This window comes from Pseudomonas sp. NPDC089743 (assembly GCF_044748785.1).
GTDB classification, from domain to species: Bacteria; Pseudomonadota; Gammaproteobacteria; order Pseudomonadales; family Pseudomonadaceae; genus Aquipseudomonas; species Aquipseudomonas putida_X.
Genome location: NZ_JBIVGS010000011.1, coordinates 110,954 through 130,257, shown reverse-complemented (window position 1 = coordinate 130,257; position 19,304 = coordinate 110,954). Strand labels below are relative to the sequence as shown.

17 protein-coding genes are annotated in these 19,304 nt (G+C 62.9%); 2 read left to right on the top strand and 15 right to left on the bottom strand.

Translation table 11 applies throughout. The features are described from left to right. Positions 1-22: 22 nt before the first annotated feature. Genes trpC through ACIPZC_RS19080 form a run of 3 tightly spaced genes read right to left on the bottom strand, consistent with a single transcriptional unit; the run spans position 23 to position 2,505 of the window. On the bottom strand, positions 23-856 hold the full coding sequence (trpC, locus tag ACIPZC_RS19090) for an indole-3-glycerol phosphate synthase TrpC (RefSeq protein WP_267819188.1): 834 nt from the start codon (positions 854-856) through the stop codon (positions 23-25). After that, on the bottom strand, positions 853-1,902 hold the full coding sequence (gene trpD, locus ACIPZC_RS19085; RefSeq protein WP_267819190.1) for an anthranilate phosphoribosyltransferase: 1,050 nt from the start codon (positions 1,900-1,902) through the stop codon (positions 853-855). Before trpD ends, trpC begins: the two co-directional genes overlap by 4 nt. Before the next feature lie 9 nt (positions 1,903-1,911). Next, positions 1,912-2,505, bottom strand: a complete 594-nt coding sequence (locus ACIPZC_RS19080) for an aminodeoxychorismate/anthranilate synthase component II (RefSeq protein ID WP_241807083.1) — start codon at positions 2,503-2,505, stop codon at positions 1,912-1,914. A gap of 373 nt (positions 2,506-2,878) precedes the next feature. Between ACIPZC_RS19080 and estP the strand changes: the two genes are divergently transcribed. Beyond that, on the top strand, positions 2,879-4,768 hold the full coding sequence (gene estP / locus ACIPZC_RS19075; protein ID WP_400628798.1) for an esterase EstP: 1,890 nt from the start codon (positions 2,879-2,881) through the stop codon (positions 4,766-4,768). A gap of 36 nt (positions 4,769-4,804) precedes the next feature. Here the strand turns inward: estP and trpE are convergent, their stop codons facing one another. From trpE to ACIPZC_RS19030, 9 genes are all read right to left on the bottom strand, one after another. Then, positions 4,805-6,286, bottom strand: a complete 1,482-nt coding sequence (trpE, locus tag ACIPZC_RS19070) for an anthranilate synthase component I (RefSeq protein WP_400628796.1) — start codon at positions 6,284-6,286, stop codon at positions 4,805-4,807. 67 nt (positions 6,287-6,353) lie between these two features. Continuing rightward, positions 6,354-7,172, bottom strand: a complete 819-nt coding sequence (locus tag ACIPZC_RS19065) for a phosphoglycolate phosphatase (protein WP_241807080.1) — start codon at positions 7,170-7,172, stop codon at positions 6,354-6,356. After that, on the bottom strand, positions 7,169-7,843 hold the full coding sequence (gene rpe / locus ACIPZC_RS19060) for a ribulose-phosphate 3-epimerase (protein ID WP_136912648.1): 675 nt from the start codon (positions 7,841-7,843) through the stop codon (positions 7,169-7,171). Before rpe ends, ACIPZC_RS19065 begins: the two co-directional genes overlap by 4 nt. 156 nt (positions 7,844-7,999) lie before the next feature. Then, entirely contained in the window at positions 8,000-8,827 is an 828-nt protein-coding gene (locus ACIPZC_RS19055) for an ABC transporter permease (RefSeq protein WP_012316549.1), read from the bottom strand. An 11-nt stretch (positions 8,828-8,838) separates the two neighbouring features. Beyond that, on the bottom strand, positions 8,839-10,086 hold the full coding sequence (locus tag ACIPZC_RS19050) for an ABC transporter permease (RefSeq protein WP_241807078.1): 1,248 nt from the start codon (positions 10,084-10,086) through the stop codon (positions 8,839-8,841). 67 nt (positions 10,087-10,153) lie between these two features. Further along, the gene (locus tag ACIPZC_RS19045; protein WP_400628792.1) at positions 10,154-11,188 is read right to left on the bottom strand and encodes an ABC transporter substrate-binding protein; all 1,035 of its coding nucleotides are present in this window, start codon (positions 11,186-11,188) and stop codon (positions 10,154-10,156) included. Between the two features lie 40 nt (positions 11,189-11,228). After that, the gene (locus tag ACIPZC_RS19040) at positions 11,229-12,353 is read right to left on the bottom strand and encodes an ABC transporter ATP-binding protein (protein WP_241807076.1); all 1,125 of its coding nucleotides are present in this window, start codon (positions 12,351-12,353) and stop codon (positions 11,229-11,231) included. A gap of 211 nt (positions 12,354-12,564) precedes the next feature. Beyond that, entirely contained in the window at positions 12,565-13,197 is a 633-nt protein-coding gene (locus tag ACIPZC_RS19035) for a response regulator transcription factor (RefSeq protein ID WP_241807095.1), read from the bottom strand. A gap of 7 nt (positions 13,198-13,204) precedes the next feature. Further along, positions 13,205-15,592, bottom strand: coding sequence for a PAS domain S-box protein (locus ACIPZC_RS19030; RefSeq protein WP_400628790.1), 2,388 nt, complete (start codon positions 15,590-15,592; stop codon positions 13,205-13,207). Between the two features lie 95 nt (positions 15,593-15,687). Here ACIPZC_RS19030 and ACIPZC_RS19025 point away from each other — a divergent pair, with 95 nt between their 5' ends. Beyond that, on the top strand, positions 15,688-16,683 hold the full coding sequence (locus ACIPZC_RS19025) for an alpha/beta hydrolase family protein (RefSeq protein WP_400628788.1): 996 nt from the start codon (positions 15,688-15,690) through the stop codon (positions 16,681-16,683). 78 nt (positions 16,684-16,761) lie between these two features. Here ACIPZC_RS19025 and ACIPZC_RS19020 read toward each other — a convergent pair whose 3' ends face one another. Genes ACIPZC_RS19020 through ACIPZC_RS19010 form a run of 3 tightly spaced genes read right to left on the bottom strand, consistent with a single transcriptional unit; the run spans position 16,762 to position 19,215 of the window. Beyond that, complete coding sequence (locus ACIPZC_RS19020) at positions 16,762-17,526, bottom strand: TerB family tellurite resistance protein (RefSeq protein WP_400628786.1); 765 nt, start codon at positions 17,524-17,526, stop codon at positions 16,762-16,764. Between the two features lies 1 nt (position 17,527). Next, positions 17,528-18,199: an N-acetylmuramate alpha-1-phosphate uridylyltransferase MurU gene (gene murU, locus ACIPZC_RS19015; RefSeq protein ID WP_400628784.1), complete on the bottom strand. Its 672-nt coding sequence runs from the start codon at positions 18,197-18,199 to the stop codon at positions 17,528-17,530. Next, the gene (locus ACIPZC_RS19010; protein ID WP_400628782.1) at positions 18,196-19,215 is read right to left on the bottom strand and encodes an aminoglycoside phosphotransferase family protein; all 1,020 of its coding nucleotides are present in this window, start codon (positions 19,213-19,215) and stop codon (positions 18,196-18,198) included. Before ACIPZC_RS19010 ends, murU begins: the two co-directional genes overlap by 4 nt. Positions 19,216-19,304: the final 89 nt, after the last annotated feature.

Genomic DNA, 19,304 nt, shown 5'->3' with positions numbered 1-19,304 from the left:
CGATTGCCGGCTTCAACGTTGCTTAGTCCAGATGCTGAACAGTCTTCTTCACTTGTTCAGGGAAGAACAACCGCTGCAATTCCAGCCCCGGCTGCTCGGCCCGCATGAACGCCTCGCCCACCAGGAACGAATAAACGTCATTGATTTCCATGAGCTCGACATCCGCACGGTTGAGGATGCCACTCTCGGTGATGGCCAGGCGATCGCGGGGGATGCGTGGCAGCAGGTCGAGAGTGGTTTCCAGGCTGACGTCAAAGGTATGCAGGTTGCGGTTGTTGACACCCACCAGCGGGGTATCAAGGGTGTTCAACGCGCGCTCCAACTCATCACCGTCATGTACTTCGACCAGCACATCGAGGCCGACGTCCTTGGCGGTAGTAGCCAGCTCGGCCATCCTGACGTCATCGAGCGCCGACACGATCAACAGCACGCAGTCTGCACCCAAGGCGCGTGCTTCGATGATCTGATAAGGGTCGACCATGAAATCCTTGCGGATCACCGGCAGCGAAACGGCGGCGCGAGCCTGCTGCAGGTACTCATCGGCCCCTTGGAAGTAGTCCACGTCGGTCAGCACCGACAGGCAAGTCGCCCCGCCCTTTTCGTAGCTGACGGCAATTTCCGACGGGACGAAGTTCTCGCGGATCACACCCTTGCTCGGCGAGGCCTTCTTGATTTCGGCAATCACCGCTGGCTGCTTGCGCTTGGCCTGCTCGATCAGGGCATTGGCAAACCCGCGCGGGGCATCCGCCTCCTTGGCCAGGCGCTCCATTTCGGCGAGGCTGACGCGCGCGCTGCGCTCTGCCACTTCCTGGAACTTGCGGGCAATGATCCTTTCCAGCACCGTCGGGACACTCATGCTTCGTTCTCCACCTTGAATACCGCTGTAAAGGCACCCAGCTCCTGCAGCTTTTCCCACGCTAGCCCTGTGTGCAGCACATCGTGCGCCAGATCCACACCCGCCTTCAGGCTCATGGCGTGGTCAGCGGCGTACAACGCAGCGCCCGCGTTGAGCACTATCATCTCGGCAGCCTTCTGGCCGTTCTCGGTCTTGCGCCGGCCCAGTGCATCACGGATCAACTCCAGCGATGCCTGTGGATTTTCGACTGCCAGGCCATGCAGGCTCTGGCTCTTCATGCCAAGGTCTTCAGGCTCGACCCAGTACTCGCTGATCTGGTCGTTCTTCAGTTCGGCGACAAAGGTAGGCGCGGCCAGGCTGAACTCGTCCAGGCCATCCTTGGAATGCACGACCAGCACATGCTTGCTGCCCAGGCGTTGCAGCACTTCAGCCAGCGGGCGGCACAAGGCCTGGCTGAACACGCCGACCACCTGGTGTTTCACCCCAGCCGGATTCGTAAGCGGGCCGAGCATGTTGAACAGGGTACGCAGGCCCAGGTCGCGGCGCGGGCCTGCGGCATGTTTCATGGCTGTGTGATGGCTCTGCGCGAACATGAAGCCAATGCCGAGGCTGTCAATGCAACGCCCCACTTGGGTAGGCGTGAGGTTCAGGTAGATGCCCGCAGCTTCCAGCAGGTCCGCACTGCCGCTCTTGCCGGAAACCGCGCGGTTGCCATGTTTGGCCACGGTGCAACCCGCCGCGGCCAGGACGAACGCGGAAGCGGTGGAAACGTTGAAGATGTTGGCGCCATCACCGCCCGTGCCGACGATATCGACCACGCCATCTAGGCTTTTGAGCTCGACCTTGTCAGCCAGCTCACGCATGACCGAGACCGCGCCAACGATCTCGTCGATGCTTTCGCTCTTCATGCGCATGCCCATCAGGAAGGCACCGATCTGCGCCTCGCTGCACTGGCCGGTCATGATCTGGCGCATCACATCGCGCATTTCTTCGGTAGAGAGGTCCAGGTGGCCGACAATACGGCTCAACGCGCTCTTGATATCCATGCTCGGTCCTTAGCGGCGGCCGCCGGTCTGCTTGAGGAAGTTGGCGAACAGCTCGTGGCCCTGCTCGGTCAGGATGGACTCGGGGTGGAACTGCACCCCTTCTATATTCAGTGTCTTGTGGCGCAGGCCCATGATCTCGTCGACCGAACCGTCGTCATGTGCGGTCCAGGCTGTCACCTCCAGGCACTCTGGCAGGGTCTCGCGCTTGACCACCAGGGAATGGTAGCGGGTCACGGTGAGCGGGTTGTTGAGGCCGGCGAACACGCCCAGGTCGCGGTGATACACCGGGCTGGTCTTGCCGTGCATCACCTGGCGGGCACGCACGACATCGCCGCCAAACGCCTGGCCGATCGATTGGTGGCCCAGGCAAACCCCAAGGATCGGCAGCTTGCCGGCGAAATGCAGGATGGCCTCGATGGACACACCGGCTTCGCTCGGCGTGCAAGGGCCGGGGGAGACGACGATCCGTTCAGGGTTGAGGGCTTCGATCTCGGCAACGGTGATTTCGTCGTTGCGGATGACGTTGACCTCGGCACCCAACTCGCCAAGGTACTGGACGACGTTGTAAGTGAATGAGTCGTAATTGTCGATCATCAGTAACATCAGGCTAAACCTCTAGAATCTACTGACTTTAAAAGTCGAACCTTCCTACACCATAAACAGACACGGCGTTGCCACTAAGGGCGCTCGGACACGGACAGGAAGGCAAACGGGGGCGGGCCGGGCAGGCCGGCAAGAGATAAAGTCAGGCGCGCCAACGCCAACGGGCGTGGGCCTTGATAACGCGCATCAAGAGTTTGCTGACGATCAACACGGGATAGGTCTCGCTCATACTTGCAGGCACAGTAGCCTACCGGGGCGGCGGGCGCAATATGCCCGTAATTACGGGAAACGAATGGACTTGGAAGGCATGCCCCGCGATTTGCTATGGTCGATCGGGCTGTACTCATAAAAACAATGAAAAGGATGTTCACACATGCGAAAAACACCCTTGCTACGTTTTACCCTGGCTACCTTGGCGCTCGCCTGCAGCCAAGCTTTCGCTGCACCCTCGCCTTACTCGACAATGATCGTCTTCGGGGACAGCCTCAGCGACGCCGGGCAATTCCCTGACCTGACCGGCGGCACTGCCGGCATGCGCTTTACCAACCGTGATGCGAATGGCAACTTTGCACCTGTCTCGCCGATGATCCTCGGCGCCCGCCTGGGTGTGGCCCCCAATGAGTTGAACCCGTCCACATCAGTCGGGATACGCCCCGACGGCAACAACTGGGCCGTTGGTGGCTACACCACGCAGCAGATCCTGGATTCGGTCACCGACACTTCCCAGACAATCATTCCGCCTGGTCAAGACTTTGCCGGCCTGGTCCTACGCGAGAAGGCCGGTTACCTGGCCAATGGCTTGCGCGCCGACCCCAACGCCCTCTACTACCTGACCGGGGGCGGCAACGACTTCCTGCAGGGCCTGGTGAGCAGCCCTGCCGACGCGGCCGCCGCGGGGTCGCGCCTGGCCGCCAGCGCCCAGGCCCTGCAACAAGGCGGCGCCCGCTACATCATGGTCTGGCTGCTACCCGACCTCGGGCAAACGCCGAACTTCAGCGGCACGCCGCAGCAAGGCGCGCTGTCGCAACTTTCCAGCGTGTTCAACCAGTCACTGGTCAGCCAACTGGGCCAGATAGATGCCGAAATCATTCCACTGAACATTCCCGTACTGCTGAACGAAGCACTGGCCAGCCCGACGCAATTCGGCCTGGCCAGCGGGCAGAACCTGGTCGGTACCTGCTACAGCGGCAACAGTTGTGTGGAAAACCCGCTGTACGGCATCAACGGCACCACCCCTGACCCCACCAAGCTCCTGTTCAACGACTCGGTGCACCCAACCATCGCAGGCCAGCAACTGATTGCCGACTACGGCTACTCGATCCTCTCCGCACCCTGGGAGCTGACACTGCTACCGGAAATGGCCCACGCCAGCCTGCGCGCGCATCAGGACGAACTGCGTAATCAATGGCAGACACCCTGGCAAGCGGCAGGCCAATGGCAGGCCTTTGTTGCCACGGGTGCGCAAGACCTGGACTTCGACAGCGCGCGCAGTTCTGCCAACGGTGACGGGCGCGGCTACAACCTCACGTTGGGCGGCAGCTATCGGCTCAATGACGCTTGGCGCTTAGGGCTTGCCGGCGGTATCTACCGCCAGAAACTGGAGGCAGGCGAACAAGACTCGGACTACAAGCTCGACAGCTACCTGGCCAGTGCCTTCGCCCAGTTTCGTCAGGACCGCTGGTGGGCGGACGCAGCGCTGAGCGCCGGGCACCTGGATTACCGGGACCTCAAGCGTACCTTCGCCCTGGGCGTGAATGACCGAAGCGAAAAAGGTGATACCGATGGCGAAGCCTGGGCTGTGACCGGCCGGCTGGGATACAACCTGGCAGCCGATAGCAGCCAATGGCAGTTGGCCCCTTTCATCAGCGCCGACTATGCACGGGTGAAGGTGGACGGTTATGACGAGAAGAGCGGACGCTCGACGGCCCTGGGCTTCGATGACCAGGAACGCACATCGCGGCGTTTGGGCGTTGGGTTGCTCGGCAGCGTGCAGGTACTGGCCAACACCAGGCTTTTTGCCGAGGTGGCGCAGGAGCATGAGTTCGAAGATGACCAGCAGGACGTGACCCTGCACCTGACCACACTGCCAGCCAATGACTTCACGCTGACCGGGTACACACCGCAGAGCGACCTGACCCGCGCCAGCCTCGGGCTGACCCATGAACTGGTGGCGGGGGTACACCTGCGCGGGAACTACAACTGGCGCAAGAGCGATGAGTTGACCCAGCAAGGAATAAGCCTGGGCGTCAGCGTCGACTTTTAACCCATTGGGGCCGCCATGCGGCCCCACGCCTGAGCGTTACTCGGCAGGAGACTGCTCAGCCAATGCTACTGCACGGAACATCGCCCGGCGCTTGTTGATGGTTTCTTCCCATTCCAGCGCCGGCACCGAGTCGGCGACGATGCCGCCACCTGCCTGCACATGCAGCTCGCCGTCCTTGATCACCGCCGTGCGAATGGCAATGGCGGTATCCATGTTGCCGTTCCAGGCAAAGTAGCCCACCGCACCACCGTAGACGCCCCGTTTGACCGGCTCCAGTTCGTCGATGATCTCCATCGCGCGAATCTTCGGTGCACCCGACAATGTACCCGCCGGCAGAATCGCCCGCAGGGCATCCATGGCGGTCAGGCCCTCGGCCAGCTGGCCGGTGACGTTGGACACGATATGCATCACATTGGAGTAGCGCTCGATCACCATCTTTTCGGTCAGGCGCACGCTACCGGTGGAAGACACACGGCCCACATCGTTGCGGCCAAGGTCGATGAGCATCAGGTGCTCGGCGATTTCCTTGTCGTCCGACAGCAGGTCATCTTCCAGCGCTCGGTCGGCCTCCTCGTTCGCCCCCCGTGGGCGGGTACCGGCAATCGGTCGCACGGTGACCAGGTTGTCTTCAACCCGCACCAGCACTTCCGGCGAACTGCCGACCACGTGGAAGTCCCCGAAGTTGAAGAAGTACATGTAAGGCGTCGGGTTGAAGCAGCGCAGCGCACGGTACAAATCGATGGGCGCTGCCTTGAAGTCGATCGACATGCGCTGGGACGGCACCACTTGCATGCAGTCACCGGCCAGGATGTACTCCTTCACGGTGTCCACAGCGCGCTCGTAATCCTCCTGGGTAAAAGAGGAGCGGAACGCCGGCTCTGCCGCCATGGGGCCGCTCAGGTCCAGGCCGCGTCGCGGCGTGATGGGTTCACGCAGCTTGGCCAGCAGGCCTTGCAGGCGCGCCTGGCCTTGCTCGAAAGCCTGCTCTTCGGACGGGTCGACCAGTACGATCGCATGCATCTTGCCGGCCAGGTTGTCGAACACCACCACGGCATCCGAAACCATCAGCAGGATGTCCGGCACGCCCAGCGGGTCAGGATTGGGGCAAGCGCCCAGGCGCTTTTCCACATAGCGTACGCAGTCATAGCCGAAGTAGCCGACCAGGCCACCGTTGAAACGCGGCAGGCCGGCAATGTCAGCGACCTTGTAGCGGTCCTTGAACGTTTCGACGAATGCCAGCGGGTCTTCGACATCATGGCTTTCGACCTGCACGCCATCGTGCAGGATGCTCACGTGATAGCCATGCACACGCATCACCGTGCGCGACGGCAGGCCGATCATCGAATAGCGCCCCCACTTCTCTCCACCCTGCACCGACTCGAGCAGGTACGAGTTGGCCTGGTCTGCCAGCTTCAGGTAGATGGAAAGCGGGGTATCGAAGTCGGCCAGGGTTTCACAGGCCAAGGGAATGCGGTTGTAGCCAGCAGCGGCCAGGCGCAGGAATTCTTCGCGGGTCATGAGTAGCCTCGGAGCAACAATGAGAGTCGGGCAAACGGACGGGCCGGCTAAGGCCGGCGGGCAGAAGTCAGGCGCGCCAACGCCAACGGGCCAGGGCCTTGATGACTTTCATCCAGAATTTGCCGGTAACCACCACGGAGGGCTCTCTGTCTTGTGAGGCTTGAAGGTCCGCCAACGTTATCCCAGTGTCGGTGACTACGCAACCAGGCAGCAGCAGGCGCAGATCGCCCAAGACCAGGCTGGGCGCTTCTTCATCGATCGGCCGGCCGTGGTTGTAGCCATAGCTGAGCCCAACGCACTGCACACCGGCAGCCTTGGCCGCCAGCACATCACTGCGCGAGTCCCCCACAAACAGCGCCTGGCCAGGCTCGACGCCGGCCATTTTCATGACGAACAGCAACGCAGCAGGGTCGGGCTTCTTCTGTGGCAGGGTATCGCCGCCGATGATCCAGCGGAAATAACGGCCGATCTTCATCTGGTCGAGCAACGGTGCGACGAAGCGTTCCGGCTTGTTGGTGATCAGCGCCATCTCCACGCCCTGCTTGCGCAGCCAGCGCAGGGTTTCGCGCACACCAGGGTAGACGACCGTCAGATCATGGCTTTCGGCATACGCCTCCATGAACAGTGCAAGGCCACGCTCGGCCAGCTCATCGTCTACCGTGGCGTGGTCCAGGCCGCCGGCGAGGGCGCGGCGCACCAGCACGGGCGCGCCGTTGCCTACCCAGTGCCGCACGGCGTCGAGGCCGGCGGCCGGTCGACCAAGTTCGAGCAGCATGCGGTCAACGGCTGCGGCCAGGTCGGGGACTGAATCGATCAGGGTACCGTCCAGATCGAACATCACCAGCCTGGGCAGCGTCCCGGGGAACAGCTGCTCGAAGCCGCTCATGGCCGGGCCTGAGCCAGTTCGGCGCGCATCTTGGCGATCACTTCCTGATAATCCGGCGCGTTGAAGATCGCCGAGCCGGCAACGAAGGTATCAGCGCCTGCGGCAGCGATCTCGCGGATATTGTTGACGTTGACCCCACCGTCGATTTCCAGGCGGATATCACGGCCACTGGCGTCGATCAGCGCCCGTGCTTCACGCAGCTTGTCCAAGGTGCCGGGGATGAACTTCTGCCCGCCAAAGCCTGGGTTGACGCTCATCAGCAGCACCATGTCGACCTTGTCCATCACGTATTTCAGCGCGTCCAGGCTGGTTGCCGGGTTGAACACCAGGCCGGCCTTGCAGCCACCGTCACGGATCAGCTGCAGCGAGCGGTCGATGTGCTGCGAAGCTTCCGGGTGGAAGGTGATGTAGGTGGCACCGGCTTCGATGAAGTCACCGATGATGCGGTCTACCGGGCTGACCATCAGATGCACATCGATCGGCGCGGTCACACCGTATTTGCGCAAGGCAGTGCAGACCATCGGGCCGATGGTCAGGTTGGGTACGTAGTGGTTATCCATCACGTCGAAGTGGACGATGTCGGCACCAGCGGCCAGCACCTTGTCGACGTCCTCGCCCAGGCGGGCGAAATCGGCGGAGAGAATGGAGGGGGCAATAGCGTAGGGCTGCATGGCGCACCTGTTGGCAGAATCTAGGTGGCGCGCATTGTAACTCAGGGAACCGGATAGGGGCTGATTGGCATCAATGCGTGGCGACGGGTGTCGCCGTCTCGCCGCTACCGGCCCTTAGCGGGCTTGCCTGTGAAGGGCCGGTACCGGCGACATGGCTCAGGCGGGCTGCTGAGTCCTCAGCTTTTCACTGCGCCCGCGCAGCCACTCCAGGGTCAGCAACAGCACCACCGAAAAACCGATCAGCAAGGTGGCCGCCGCTGCAATCGTCGGGCTCAGGTTCTCGCGGATGCCGCTGAACATCTGCCGCGGCAGGGTGGCCTGCTCTGGCCCGGCGAGGAAAAGCGTCACCACCACCTCATCGAAAGAGGTAGCGAAGGCGAACAGCGCTCCCGAGATGACCCCGGGGGCGATCAGCGGCAAGGTGACCCGGCGAAACGCAACCACCGGTGAGGCCCCCAGGCTGGCAGCCGCACGCACCAGGTTGTAATTGAAGCCTTGCAAGGTCGCCGACACGGTGATGATGACGAACGGCACACCCAGCACCGCGTGCACCAGGATCAGCGAAATGAAGCTGTTACCCATCCCCAGCGGGGCAAAGAACAGGTAGCTGGCTACACCAATGATCACCACCGGCACCACCATCGGCGAAATCACCAGCGCCATGACCAGCGACTTGCCGGGAAAATCGGCGCGGGTAAGCCCGATCGCTGCCAGCGTGCCGAACACCATGGCCAGCAACGTGGCCGCCGGGGCGACGATGACGCTGTTGCGCAGGGCGCGCATCCACTCGGCCGAAGCGAAGAAATCGTGGTACCACTGCAGAGAGAAGCCTTGCAGTGGATACACCAGGAAGCTGCCACTGTTGAACGACAGCGGCACGATCACCAGTACCGGCAACACCAGAAACAGCAATATCAGGCCGCAAAGGATACGCAGGCTGTAGAACCACACCCGCTCCACGGGCGACATGTATGGGCTAAGCATCACTAGGCTCCTCAGCTCAGGCGCAGGCGGCTGGCACCGACCAGCCAGCTATAGATCAGGTACAGCAGCACGGTCGCCAGCAGCAACAGCCCACCCAGCGCGGTGGCCATGCCCCAGTTGATGCTGGTGTTGGTATAGAAGGCCACGAAGTAGCTGACCATCTGGTCGTTCGGGCTGCCGAGCAACGCCGGGGTGATGTAATAGCCGATGGCCAGGATGAACACCAACAGGCAACCGGCGCCCACGCCCGCGTAGGTCTGCGGGAAGTACACCCGCCAGAAGCTGGCGAACGGGTGGCAACCCAGGGAGATCGCTGCACGCATGTAGCTTGGCGATATGCCCTTCATCACGCTGTACAGCGGCAGGATCATGAACGGCAGAAGGATGTGAACCATCGAGATGTACACGCCGGTACGGTTGAACACCAGCTCCAGCGGCTGATCGATGATGCCGATTGCCATCAGGGCACTGTTGATCAGGCCGCCTGATTGCAGCAGCACGATCCACGCCGCCACCCGAACCAGTATCGAAGTCCAGAATGGCAGCAATACCAGGATCATCAGCAGGTTGCCCTGGCGGGTTGGCAGGTTGGCCAGCAGGTAGGCCAGCGGATACGCCAGCACCAGACAGATGGCCGTGATCACCACACCCATCCACAGGGTGCGGGCAAAGATATCCAGGTAGATAGCCTGGTCGGGGGTGGCCTTGGCCAACTCGCCAAGGTCATCGATACGGTGGTCGACCGATGCCAGCAGGTAATAGGACGTCACGCTACTGGTGTTGCGGCGGATCGCCTGCCAGTACGCGGGGTCGCCCCAACGTTCATCGAGGGCCTGCAAGGCCTCTTTATAAGAAGCAGGTTCAGCCTTGAACGGCAGCGCCCGAGCGGTCTTGGAGAGCAGGCTGCGGTAGCCGGCCAGCTCCATGTTCAGGCGTTTGGACAGGTCGCCCAAGGTCTGGTTCTTGCGCGATTCGGCCAGGTCCTGGCTCAGGGCCTTGTAAACCGCCTCGCCGGGCAGGCTCTTGCCGTCCCACTGCGACACAGCCTGAACCGTGCGCGGCAGGCCGTTGACCACTTCCGGGTTGTCGACGCTCTTGAACAGCAGCGCCGCGATGGGCACCAGGAACACCAGCAGAAGAAACAGCGCCAGCGGCGCAATGAGCGCCTGCGCCTTCCAGCGGTTGACCCGCTCGGCGTGCTTGAGGCGCTGCTTGAGACTTGGACCTGCGCCTTCGTTGAGGGGCACTGCAATGGCCATGGCGAACTCCGCAAAAACAGGGGAACAGGGAGCGCCAGCCAGCCGGCCGGCGCTCCTTCGAGGCGCCTTACTTCTTCGCCGCCCAGGCGTTGAAGCGTTGCTCCAGTTGCTCGCTGTTGTCGGCCCAGAAGGCCACATCGATCTGCACCTGGTTGGCGATGTTTTCAGGCGTGGTCGGCATGTCCTTCTTCACCGCGTCCGTCAGCAGCGGTACCGCCTTGGCGTTGGCCGGGCCGTAGGCGATGTTCTCGGAGTAGGTCTTCTGCTGCTCGGGCTGAACGGTATAAGCGATGAACTTCTTCGCTTCTTCAACATTCTTGGCCCCCTTCGGGATGGCCCAAGCGTCGAAATCGTAGATACCACCGTTCCATACCACCTTGAGGTTGCTCTCTTTCTGCACCGCGGCAATACGCCCGTTGTAGGCCGAGCTCATGACCACATCACCCGATGCCAGGTACTGCGGCGGCTGGGCGCCCGCTTCCCACCACTGGATGCTTGGCTTGAGTTCGTCGAGTTTCTTGAAGGCGCGGTCCACGCCTTCCTTGCTGGCCAGCACCTGGTACACATCCTTGGGCGCAACGCCGTCGGCCATCAGGGCAAACTCGAGGGTGTACTTCGCGCCCTTGCGCAGGCCGCGCTTGCCCGGGAATTTCTTCGTGTCCCAGAAATCGGCCCAGCTGGTCGGGGCTGTCTTGAGCTTGTCAGCGTTGTAGGCCAGCACCGTCGACCACACGAAGAAGCCCACGCCGCATGGTTGGATGGCGCCTTTCACATAATCGCTTTCGTTACCGAACAACGCCGGGTCGAGTTCCTCGAACATGCCTTCGTCGCAACCACGGGCCAATTCTGGCGACTCCACCTCCACCAGGTTCCAGGACACGCTGTTGGTATCGACCATGGCTTTGATCTTGGCCATTTCGCCGTTGTACTCGCCAGCGACGATCTTGCCCTTGCCGGCCTTCTCCCATGGCTCGTAGAACGCCTTGACCTGGGCCGCCTTGTTGGCGCCACCGAAGGACACCACGGTCAGGTCTGTCGCCATGGCCTGGCCGGCGGCGAACAGGCCAAGGGCCAGGGCGGTCAGTTTCAGCTGCTTGCGCATTATTATTCTCTCCACAGTACAGGGTTGGTGAAGCAATCCATCAGTGGGCTTCGGCAATCGGATCGAGCGCGCGCGCGTGCTCCACCTCCCAGCCCAGCGGTACCACATCGCCCACGGCAAGGGCCGGGTCGAGCTCGGCAATCGGCTGTTTCACGAAAAAGTCAGCCTTGCCACAGACTTCCAGACGCACCCGTACATGGTCGCCCAGGTAAATGAACTCGGCCACGCGGCCGGAGAATCGATTGACGCAGCTTTCGCTGTGGCCATTGAGACGCACGCGCTCCGGGCGTACCGACAGGGTCACCGGCTCGCCAGCCTGGCCGACGTTCACCGCCAGTGCCTCGACCCGCTCGCCGCGGGCCAGCTGCACCTGGCAACGGTGACCGTCACTGGCCAGCAGCGTGCCGTTGATGCGGTTGTTCTCACCGATGAAGTTGGCGACGAAGGTGTTGCGCGGCTCTTCATAAAGGGTGCGCGGGTCGGCGATCTGCTGGATCTCGCCTTCATGGAACACGGCCACGCGGTCGGACATGGTCAACGCCTCGCCCTGGTCGTGGGTTACGTAGACCACCGTCACACCCAGGCGCTGGTGAATGTGCTTGATCTCCATCTGCATGTGTTCACGCAGCTGCTTGTCCAGCGCGCCGAGCGGCTCGTCCATCAGTACCAGCTGCGGCTCGAACACCAACGCCCTGGCCAAGGCCACGCGCTGCTGCTGGCCACCGGAAAGCTGGCCAGGGTAGCGCTTGGCGAAGGCATCGAGCTGCACCATGTTGAGTACCCGCTTGACCCGTTCACTGATGTCGGTCTTGCTCAGGTTGCGCACGCTCAGCGGAAAAGCGAGGTTTTCCGCCACGGTCATGTGTGGGAATAGCGCGTAGTTCTGGAACACCATGCCGATGTCACGTTTGTGCGGCGGCACGTTGTTGATGGAGCGCCCGGCCAACTGGATTTCACCGGCGGTCGGGGTCTCGAAACCGGCCAGCATCATCAGGCTGGTGGTTTTGCCCGAGCCGGAAGGGCCGAGCAAGGTGAGGAATTCACCTTTGCGAATGTCCAGGTTGAGGTCTTTGACGATCAGCGATTCGCCGTCGTAGCTCTTCTGCACACCACGGAAACTGACCAGCGTCTCACCGGTGGTCGCGTTCGAATTCGCCTCGCTCATGCCTGCACCTTCTTGTTGGAATGACTGCGTAGGCAAAGACTAAAGAAGACGCAAGCGCCCGCAAATCGGGGGCACTGAGAGAATGCCATCATCCGGTTGGAAGCGTTTGTGTAGGGATTGCCCTACACAGATGGCGGTATTGGAATGCAGCCTTCAGCCATCCAAAGGGAAAGCGGTACCCGGCGGCTAACCTCTGTCGCAAACAGAACAGTCAGACCAGCTTGTGCTCCATGGCGTACTTCACCAGCTCAGCCAGCGAGTTGACCTTGAGTTTCTGCATCAGCCTCGCCTTGTGGGTGCTGATGGTCTTGCTGGAGAGCGCCAACTGCTGAGCGATATCGTTGACGTTGGCGCCTTGGGCCAGGCGTTCGAACACCGAGAACTCGCGCTCCGACAGCAGCGTATGCAGCGGCCGGGTCTCGGTCAGGCCAACCTCGAAGACCATGCGGTCGGCCAACGCCGGGTCGATGTAGCGCCCGCCGCCTGCCACCCGCCGGATTGCGGTCAGCAGCAAGGCAGGGTCACTGTCCTTGGTGGCATAACCGGCAGCGCCGGCCTTGAGCGCGCGCGCGGCCATCTGCGCTTCGTCGTGCATCGACAGCATCAGGATCGCCGGCGGGTTGTGCAGCGCGCGGATCCGCGCAATCGCCTCCAAACCACTGACCCCGGGCATCGAGATATCCAGCAACACCACGTCGCAGGGGGTGTGGCGCAAGGTTTCCAGCAACTGTTCACCATTGCCGGCCTCCCCCACCACCTGCATATCCTTGGCCAGGCCGATCAACTGCTTGATGCCTTCGCGGACAATGGTGTGGTCTTCGGCCACCAGCACTCGAATCACGATCGTTCTCCTAATCCAACGCTATGGTCACGCTCAGGCTGGTACCTTCACCTGGCTCGCTGTTCAACGCCATGCTGCCACCGAGCATGAGTACCCGCTCACGCACACCGACCAGGCCGAACGAGGTTGGCCGGGCCTGGTCCAGGCAGAATCCGCTACCGTCATCACTGACTGTCATACGCAGTTTTTCGCCCTCGCGCACCAGCTCTATCTCCACACTGTGGGCCTGGGCGTGGCGCATGACGTTGGTCAACGCTTCCTGCAGGATACGGAACAAGCCGATGGCTTTTGCATCGCTCAATGCTGGCAGATTATCCGGCACCTGTACCAGGCAGGGGATCTGCGTGCGCGCTTCGAAGCGCCGTGCCTGCCATTCGATGGCCGAGGCGATACCGGCGTCCAGGATTGGCGGGCGCAACGCCGTTGCCACATCGCGCACCAACTGGAACAACTGGGCGATCAGGCGCTTCATGCTGGCCAGACGCTCGTTCAGCGCAGGGTCGAGCTCGGCAAAGGCCAATTCGCACATCGAAACTTCAAGCTTGAGCACGGTCAGCATCTGCCCCAGCTCATCGTGCACTTCGCGGGCGATGCGGGCCTTTTCTTCCTCGCGCACGCTTTCCAGGTGGGCCGACAGTTCGCGCAGTTGCTCCTGGGACTTCGCAAGCGCCAGCTCTGCGCGCTTGCTCTGGGTAATGTCCCAGACGATACCGTCCCAGACGACGCGGCCGTCGGCCAGGCGGCGGGTACTGGCCTTGATGTCGGCCCACCGCTGCTCACCTTCGCGGGTGAGGATGCGCCCTTGCCAGGACCAGTCCTGATCGTTGGCAATGGCCAGGTCCTGCACCTGATGGTAGTCCGCACGGTCATCCGGATGGACCAGATTGCGCAAGCCCATCTGCGGGTGCTGGATCTGCGCGGGCGTGTAGCCCACCAACGCCTCACTGCCCTCGCTGATATAAGGAAACTCCAGGGCCCCTTCCGCCGGCGCGGGCTCCAGGCGGAACACCAGCCCCGGCACATTGCCAGCAATACCCTTGAGCCGTGCTTCGCTTTCACGTAGCGCCGCCAAGGCACGGTGGCGTTCGGTGACGTCGGCAAGGTAAACCACCAGGTACTCGGCATCGCGAAAACGCAGGAAGCTCAAGGACAACTCCACCGGCAACAGGCTGCCATCGGCGCACAGGCATTGGGTCTCGAACTGCCGAGCGCCTGCCTCCCCGGTGCGGGCCGCCCGCCACAACTGCAGCCAGCGGTCCATGCTGAGGTTCGGCTCGACGTCGCTCAGCGGACGCTCCAGCAATGCCGCCTCGGCATAACCCAGCATGCGCCCCGCCGCTTGGTTGGCGTAACGCACATGACTGTCCCAGTTGACCCAGAGGATGCCCACCGTGCTCTGGTCGATGGCGAACTGGCTCACGCGCAGCGCCTCCTCCCGTATCTGCCGCTCCGCCAGGTGCTCCCGTGCCGCCAGCAGGCTACGCTCGAGCTGGCGCTGCTGGCGGCGCTGCCACACCAGCGTGGCCCCGGCACACAGCAGCAACATGCCGAACAGCAGCGCAAGGTTCTGCCAGAAACCGGTGGATTCGCTCAGGCGCGGGTATTGCGGCTGCAACCAACGCTGATGCAGCTGCTCCAGCTCTTTGCCCGGCATGGCCTGCAGGCCCCGTTCAAGCACGTCAGCCAGCAACGGCCAGTCACGGCGCGAACCCACCCGTAATAATTGCGGCAGGCCGATGTCGCCGAGCACCGCCAGCTCACCGAACTCGCTCTCGCGGGACAGCCGGCTCAGCTGAGCTTCATCCAGCACCGCGTAGCTGGCCTGGCCCCCTATCACCAGCTGCAAGGCCTGGCGCTCGTTGGGCACACCTTGCAGGTTGAGGTTGGCGTAATTGCCTCGCAGGTAATCGGCCAACGAGCTTGGCATGCGTACCGCCACGCGCTCGTTGGCTTCAAGCTTTTCCAGTTCGACGGCCAACGCACCGGTGCGCAGCCCGACCACCAGTTGCGGCACGCGCATGTAGGGGTCGCTGAACAACCACAGGCGCAAGCTGGCCGGTGTTTGCGTAAGCCCCGGCGCAAAGTCGATTTCACCTGCCTGCAGGGCGTGTTCGAGGCTGGCCTGATCAGTGAAGTTGCGCCAGGTGAGGTCCAGCTTGAGGGCCTGCCCCAGCCAGTTCACCAGGTCAACATTGGCCCCGTAGAGTCGCTGCAGACGGCGGTCGAACTGGGCATAGGGCGCCTGCAGCACCAGGCCGACCCGCAGGCTGCGATGGGCGTCCAGCCATTGCTGCTGGGCAGGTTCGAGCAGCACCGCAGGCGCCGCCTCGGGCCTTGCCAAGGCAATCAAGGGTAGCCACAAGCAGCCGATAACCAACAGGCGACGCAATCGCTTCATCTACACGCTCGTCTTGGCAAGGGCGGCCATGCAGCATGGCCGTCGCGGGCAAATACTATTAGGCTGCCGGTATCATTCTGGCCTTGGGTTGATTCATGTTCACACTTTATCGCACGACGCTGGCAATGTGCTGCCTCGCCTCGCTCCTACCACTTGGCGCCCTGGCCGCCGACGCCGAACAACCAGCTACCACAGAGGCTGCCGCCGTACCTGCGCCGCGCCCACCGCTGCTGGAGCGTAGCCAGGAAGATGCGCAGGCCCTTGAACGCCTGTTGCCCAAAGACGAGCAGCAAACCCTGGAAGCCGGCTCCGACCACTTTCTGGCCTTGTGGAAACCAGCCAACGACAGCGATCCGCAAGGCACGGTGATCATCGTCCCTGGTGCCGGGGAAACCGCCGACTGGCCCAATGCGGTCGGCCCGTTGCGGCGCAAGTTCCCTGACGCCGGCTGGAACAGCCTGAGCGTGAGCCTGCCCGACCTGCTCGCCGATAGCCCACAAGCACGGGTGGAGACCACGCCAGCTGCCGCACCGCAGCCAGACCAGGGCGAGAGCGCACCGGCCAAGCAAACCCCCGCCGATGCCAACGCCAATGTAGCCCAGGCTACCGCGGCGGATGCCGACACGGCAGAAAGCACCGATGCCGAACAGGCCAGCGAACAGAACGATCAAGCTGACGCCGAACGCATCTTCGCGCGGCTGGATGCCGCGGTGGCGTATGCTCAACAACATAACTCCCGCAGCATCGTGCTGATCGGCCATGGCAGCGGCGCCTACTGGGCAGCACGCTACCTGAGCGAGAAACAACCACCGCAGGTTCAGAAGCTGGTGATGATCGCCGCACAGACCCCGGCACGGGTAGAGCACGACCTGGAAAGCCTGGCACCGACGCTCAAAGTGCCGACTGCCGATATCTACTATGCAACCCGCACCGGCGACCGCAATGCCGCCATGCAACGCCTGCAGGCCAGCAAGCGTCAGAAGGACAGCCAGTACAAACAGCTGTCACTGATTGCGATGCCAGGGAACAAGGGCGCGGAACAGGAGCAGTTGTTCCGCCGGGCCAGGGGCTGGATGAGCCCGCAGGAATGAAGTGACGGGCCGGCTTTGGCCGTTGCACCGGCAGGCTGCCTGGCACCAGGATAGAGCGGCCTGCCGGTGACAGAAGCCTTAGAGCCCGCGCCGTTTGCGGATCAGCGCATAAGCCTGGTGCAGCTCACGCGTGCGTTCGGTCGCCTCCCTGACCTGCGCTTCACTGGCCCCGCTCCCGGCCAGCTTGTCCGGATGGTGCCGGCTGACCAGCCGGCGATAGGCGTGCTTGACCCGGTCACCTTCCGTGTCGGCATCTACCCCCAGCACGCGCAGCGCAGCCGCATAGGTCATGGTGCCACTGGCCGTGCTCACTTTGCGTGGCTCATATTCCAGCGACATGGCCTGCACCTGCCGCCGGCTAAGCCCCAGTTTCTGCCCCCAGTCCAGCAGCAGTTCCCGCTCATGGGCCCCGGCCTTGCCGTCAGCCCAGGCCATACGCCAGCACGCCCGCAACGTGCCCTCGGCCGCGTGTGGCTGCAGGCGAATGCGGCGTAGAGGGTGAGCCAAGCGGTCCTTGCCCGCCTTACCGCGGTTGAAGGCGGCAATGGCCCGCATCCTCGCGGCCTCGGCCAGGTTCAGCCGGACCATCTCCTGGCGCGCCTGCTGAATATGCTGTTCGGCCACTCGCCCATCGCTTTTGGCCAGCCGCCCCAACAGGACGAACAACAACTCCTCATCGCGCAGGGCCGGGCGGCCTCCCAAGCGTTCGCGCATGTCGTCCCAGCCTTGCACGCGCAAGCGCCGATCCATGGCCTGGCCAAGCAATGCCCCCAGCAGCGCGCCTGGGATGCTGGCGACAGCGAAACCCGCGCCTAGCCCGATCACCGTGCCTGGCCACCACATCTCAGGCACGCTCGCGTATAAGGCGCTCGGCCTCGGCCAGGCGCTCCTGGGTGCCGACATCGACCCAGTCGCCACGGTAGTGCTCACCGGTCACCTTGCCTGCCGCCATGGCCTGGCGCAGCAGCGGGGCCAGCTTGAAGGCTCCCGCCTGGCAACCTGCGAACAAGGCTGGATGCAGCACTGAGAGGCCGCTGAAGGTCAGGGTGCCAGGGGCATCGTCACCGTCCACCACCTGCCCACCTTGCAGACGGAAGTCACCCCGCCCGTGATGGCCAGGGTTATCGACCAGCACCAGGTGCGCCAGGCCCTGCAGCGGTGCCCGCAAGTGCGCGAACGGGTAATCGGTCCAGACATCACCGTTGACCAACAGGAACGGCTCGTTGCCCAGCAAAGGCAATGCCTGGAATATCCCGCCGCCCGTCTCCAGCGGCTCGCCTTCAGGGGAATAGCGAATGCTCAGGCCGAAGCGGCTGCCATCGCCAAGGTGATCCTCTATCTGCTGGCCAAGCCAGGCATGGTTGATCACCACTTCGGTGAACCCGGCTGTCGCCAGCGCACGCAGGTGGTACTCGATCAACGGCTGGCCGGCCACGGGCAGCAACGGCTTTGGCGTGTGCAGGGTCAGCGGGCGCATGCGCTCACCCTTGCCAGCGGCGAGGATCATCGCTTTCATGCGCGCACTCCGGCCTTGAGTTCGGCGATCAGCTGGCCGAGTTCGGCCAGTTCAGGGCGCCGGCCGATCACTTCGTCTATATAGGCGAAGAACCGCGGCACATCAGTCAGGTAGCGCGGCTTGCCGTCACGGTGGCAAATACGCGCGAAGATGCCGATCACCTTCAGATGGCGCTGTACACCCATCAGGTCGCTGGCGCGCTGGAAATCTTCGAACGACGGCTGAACCGGGATTGCGGCGGCCTGCGCTTTGTCCCAGTAGTTGCGCAACCAGCCTTCGACTCGCGCTTGGGGCCAACTGAGGAAGGCGTCCTTGAACAGGCAGGTTATGTCATAGGTCACCGGGCCGTACACCGCGTCCTGGAAGTCGAGCACGCCGGGGTTAGGCTCGCTCTGCATCAGGTTGCGTGGCATGTAATCGCGGTGCACCAACACCTTCGGCTGAGCAAGGGCGCTGTCGATCAGCAACTGGCTGATGCGCTGCCAACTGGCCTGCTGCGCCTCGTTGAAGGTCAGGCCGAGCTCACGCCCGACATACCACTCGGGGAACAACTCGACCTCGCGGCGCAGCAAGGCGTCGTCATAGCTGGGCAACGGCGCGTCCATCGGCAGGCGCTGGAACGCCAGCAGGGCGTCGATGGCGTCGGCAAACAACGCATCGGCGTTATCCGGTTCAATGATGTCGAGGTATGTCTGATGGCCCAGATCCCCCAACAACAGGAAACCACGGTCCAGATCTTCGGCATGAATCACCGGTACGTGCACGCCCGCGCTCGCCAGCAAGTGGTCGATGGCAACGAACGGCCTACAGTTTTCCTGGGGTGGCGGCGCATCCATGACCACAAAACTGTGGCCGGCGCCCTGCCAGCGGAAGTAACGGCGGAAGCTCGCATCGCTGCTGGCGGGGGTCAGGCTGCCCTCGGGCACCTCGCCCCAAGCGTTGTTGCGGAAAAGCACATTGAGCTGCTCGGCGAGCCAGACAGTCAGCTGTTGCAGGCGTACATCGTGTTCAGGCATTACAAGGGTCTCCGACGGCCCTAGCCGTCAAGCGGGTCATGCTTTATTATCCAGCATCTTTTTCAGACCATCGAGAGGCGTGCGGCCCC

Bases quoted from the DNA above. Each gene is read 5' to 3' on its own strand.
- ACIPZC_RS19050 (WP_241807078.1), bottom strand. From the start codon at position 10,086: ATGGCCATTGCAGTGCCCCTCAACGAAGGCGCAGGTCCAAGTCTCAAG.
- ACIPZC_RS19045 (WP_400628792.1), bottom strand. From the start codon at position 11,188: ATGCGCAAGCAGCTGAAACTGACCGCCCTGGCCCTTGGCCTGTTCGCC.
- trpE (WP_400628796.1), bottom strand. From the start codon at position 6,286: ATGACCCGCGAAGAATTCCTGCGCCTGGCCGCTGCTGGCTACAACCGC.
- ACIPZC_RS19065 (WP_241807080.1), bottom strand. From the start codon at position 7,172: ATGAGCGGCTTCGAGCAGCTGTTCCCCGGGACGCTGCCCAGGCTGGTG.
- trpD (WP_267819190.1), bottom strand. From the start codon at position 1,902: ATGGATATCAAGAGCGCGTTGAGCCGTATTGTCGGCCACCTGGACCTC.
- ACIPZC_RS19040 (WP_241807076.1), bottom strand. From the start codon at position 12,353: ATGAGCGAGGCGAATTCGAACGCGACCACCGGTGAGACGCTGGTCAGT.
- ACIPZC_RS19030 (WP_400628790.1), bottom strand. From the start codon at position 15,592: ATGAAGCGATTGCGTCGCCTGTTGGTTATCGGCTGCTTGTGGCTACCC.
- trpC (WP_267819188.1), bottom strand. From the start codon at position 856: ATGAGTGTCCCGACGGTGCTGGAAAGGATCATTGCCCGCAAGTTCCAG.
- rpe (WP_136912648.1), bottom strand. From the start codon at position 7,843: ATGCAGCCCTACGCTATTGCCCCCTCCATTCTCTCCGCCGATTTCGCC.
- ACIPZC_RS19080 (WP_241807083.1), bottom strand. From the start codon at position 2,505: ATGTTACTGATGATCGACAATTACGACTCATTCACTTACAACGTCGTC.
- ACIPZC_RS19055 (WP_012316549.1), bottom strand. From the start codon at position 8,827: ATGCTTAGCCCATACATGTCGCCCGTGGAGCGGGTGTGGTTCTACAGC.
- ACIPZC_RS19010 (WP_400628782.1), bottom strand. From the start codon at position 19,215: ATGCCTGAACACGATGTACGCCTGCAACAGCTGACTGTCTGGCTCGCC.
- ACIPZC_RS19020 (WP_400628786.1), bottom strand. From the start codon at position 17,526: ATGTGGTGGCCAGGCACGGTGATCGGGCTAGGCGCGGGTTTCGCTGTC.
- estP (WP_400628798.1), top strand. From the start codon at position 2,879: ATGCGAAAAACACCCTTGCTACGTTTTACCCTGGCTACCTTGGCGCTC.
- murU (WP_400628784.1), bottom strand. From the start codon at position 18,199: ATGAAAGCGATGATCCTCGCCGCTGGCAAGGGTGAGCGCATGCGCCCG.
- ACIPZC_RS19025 (WP_400628788.1), top strand. From the start codon at position 15,688: ATGTTCACACTTTATCGCACGACGCTGGCAATGTGCTGCCTCGCCTCG.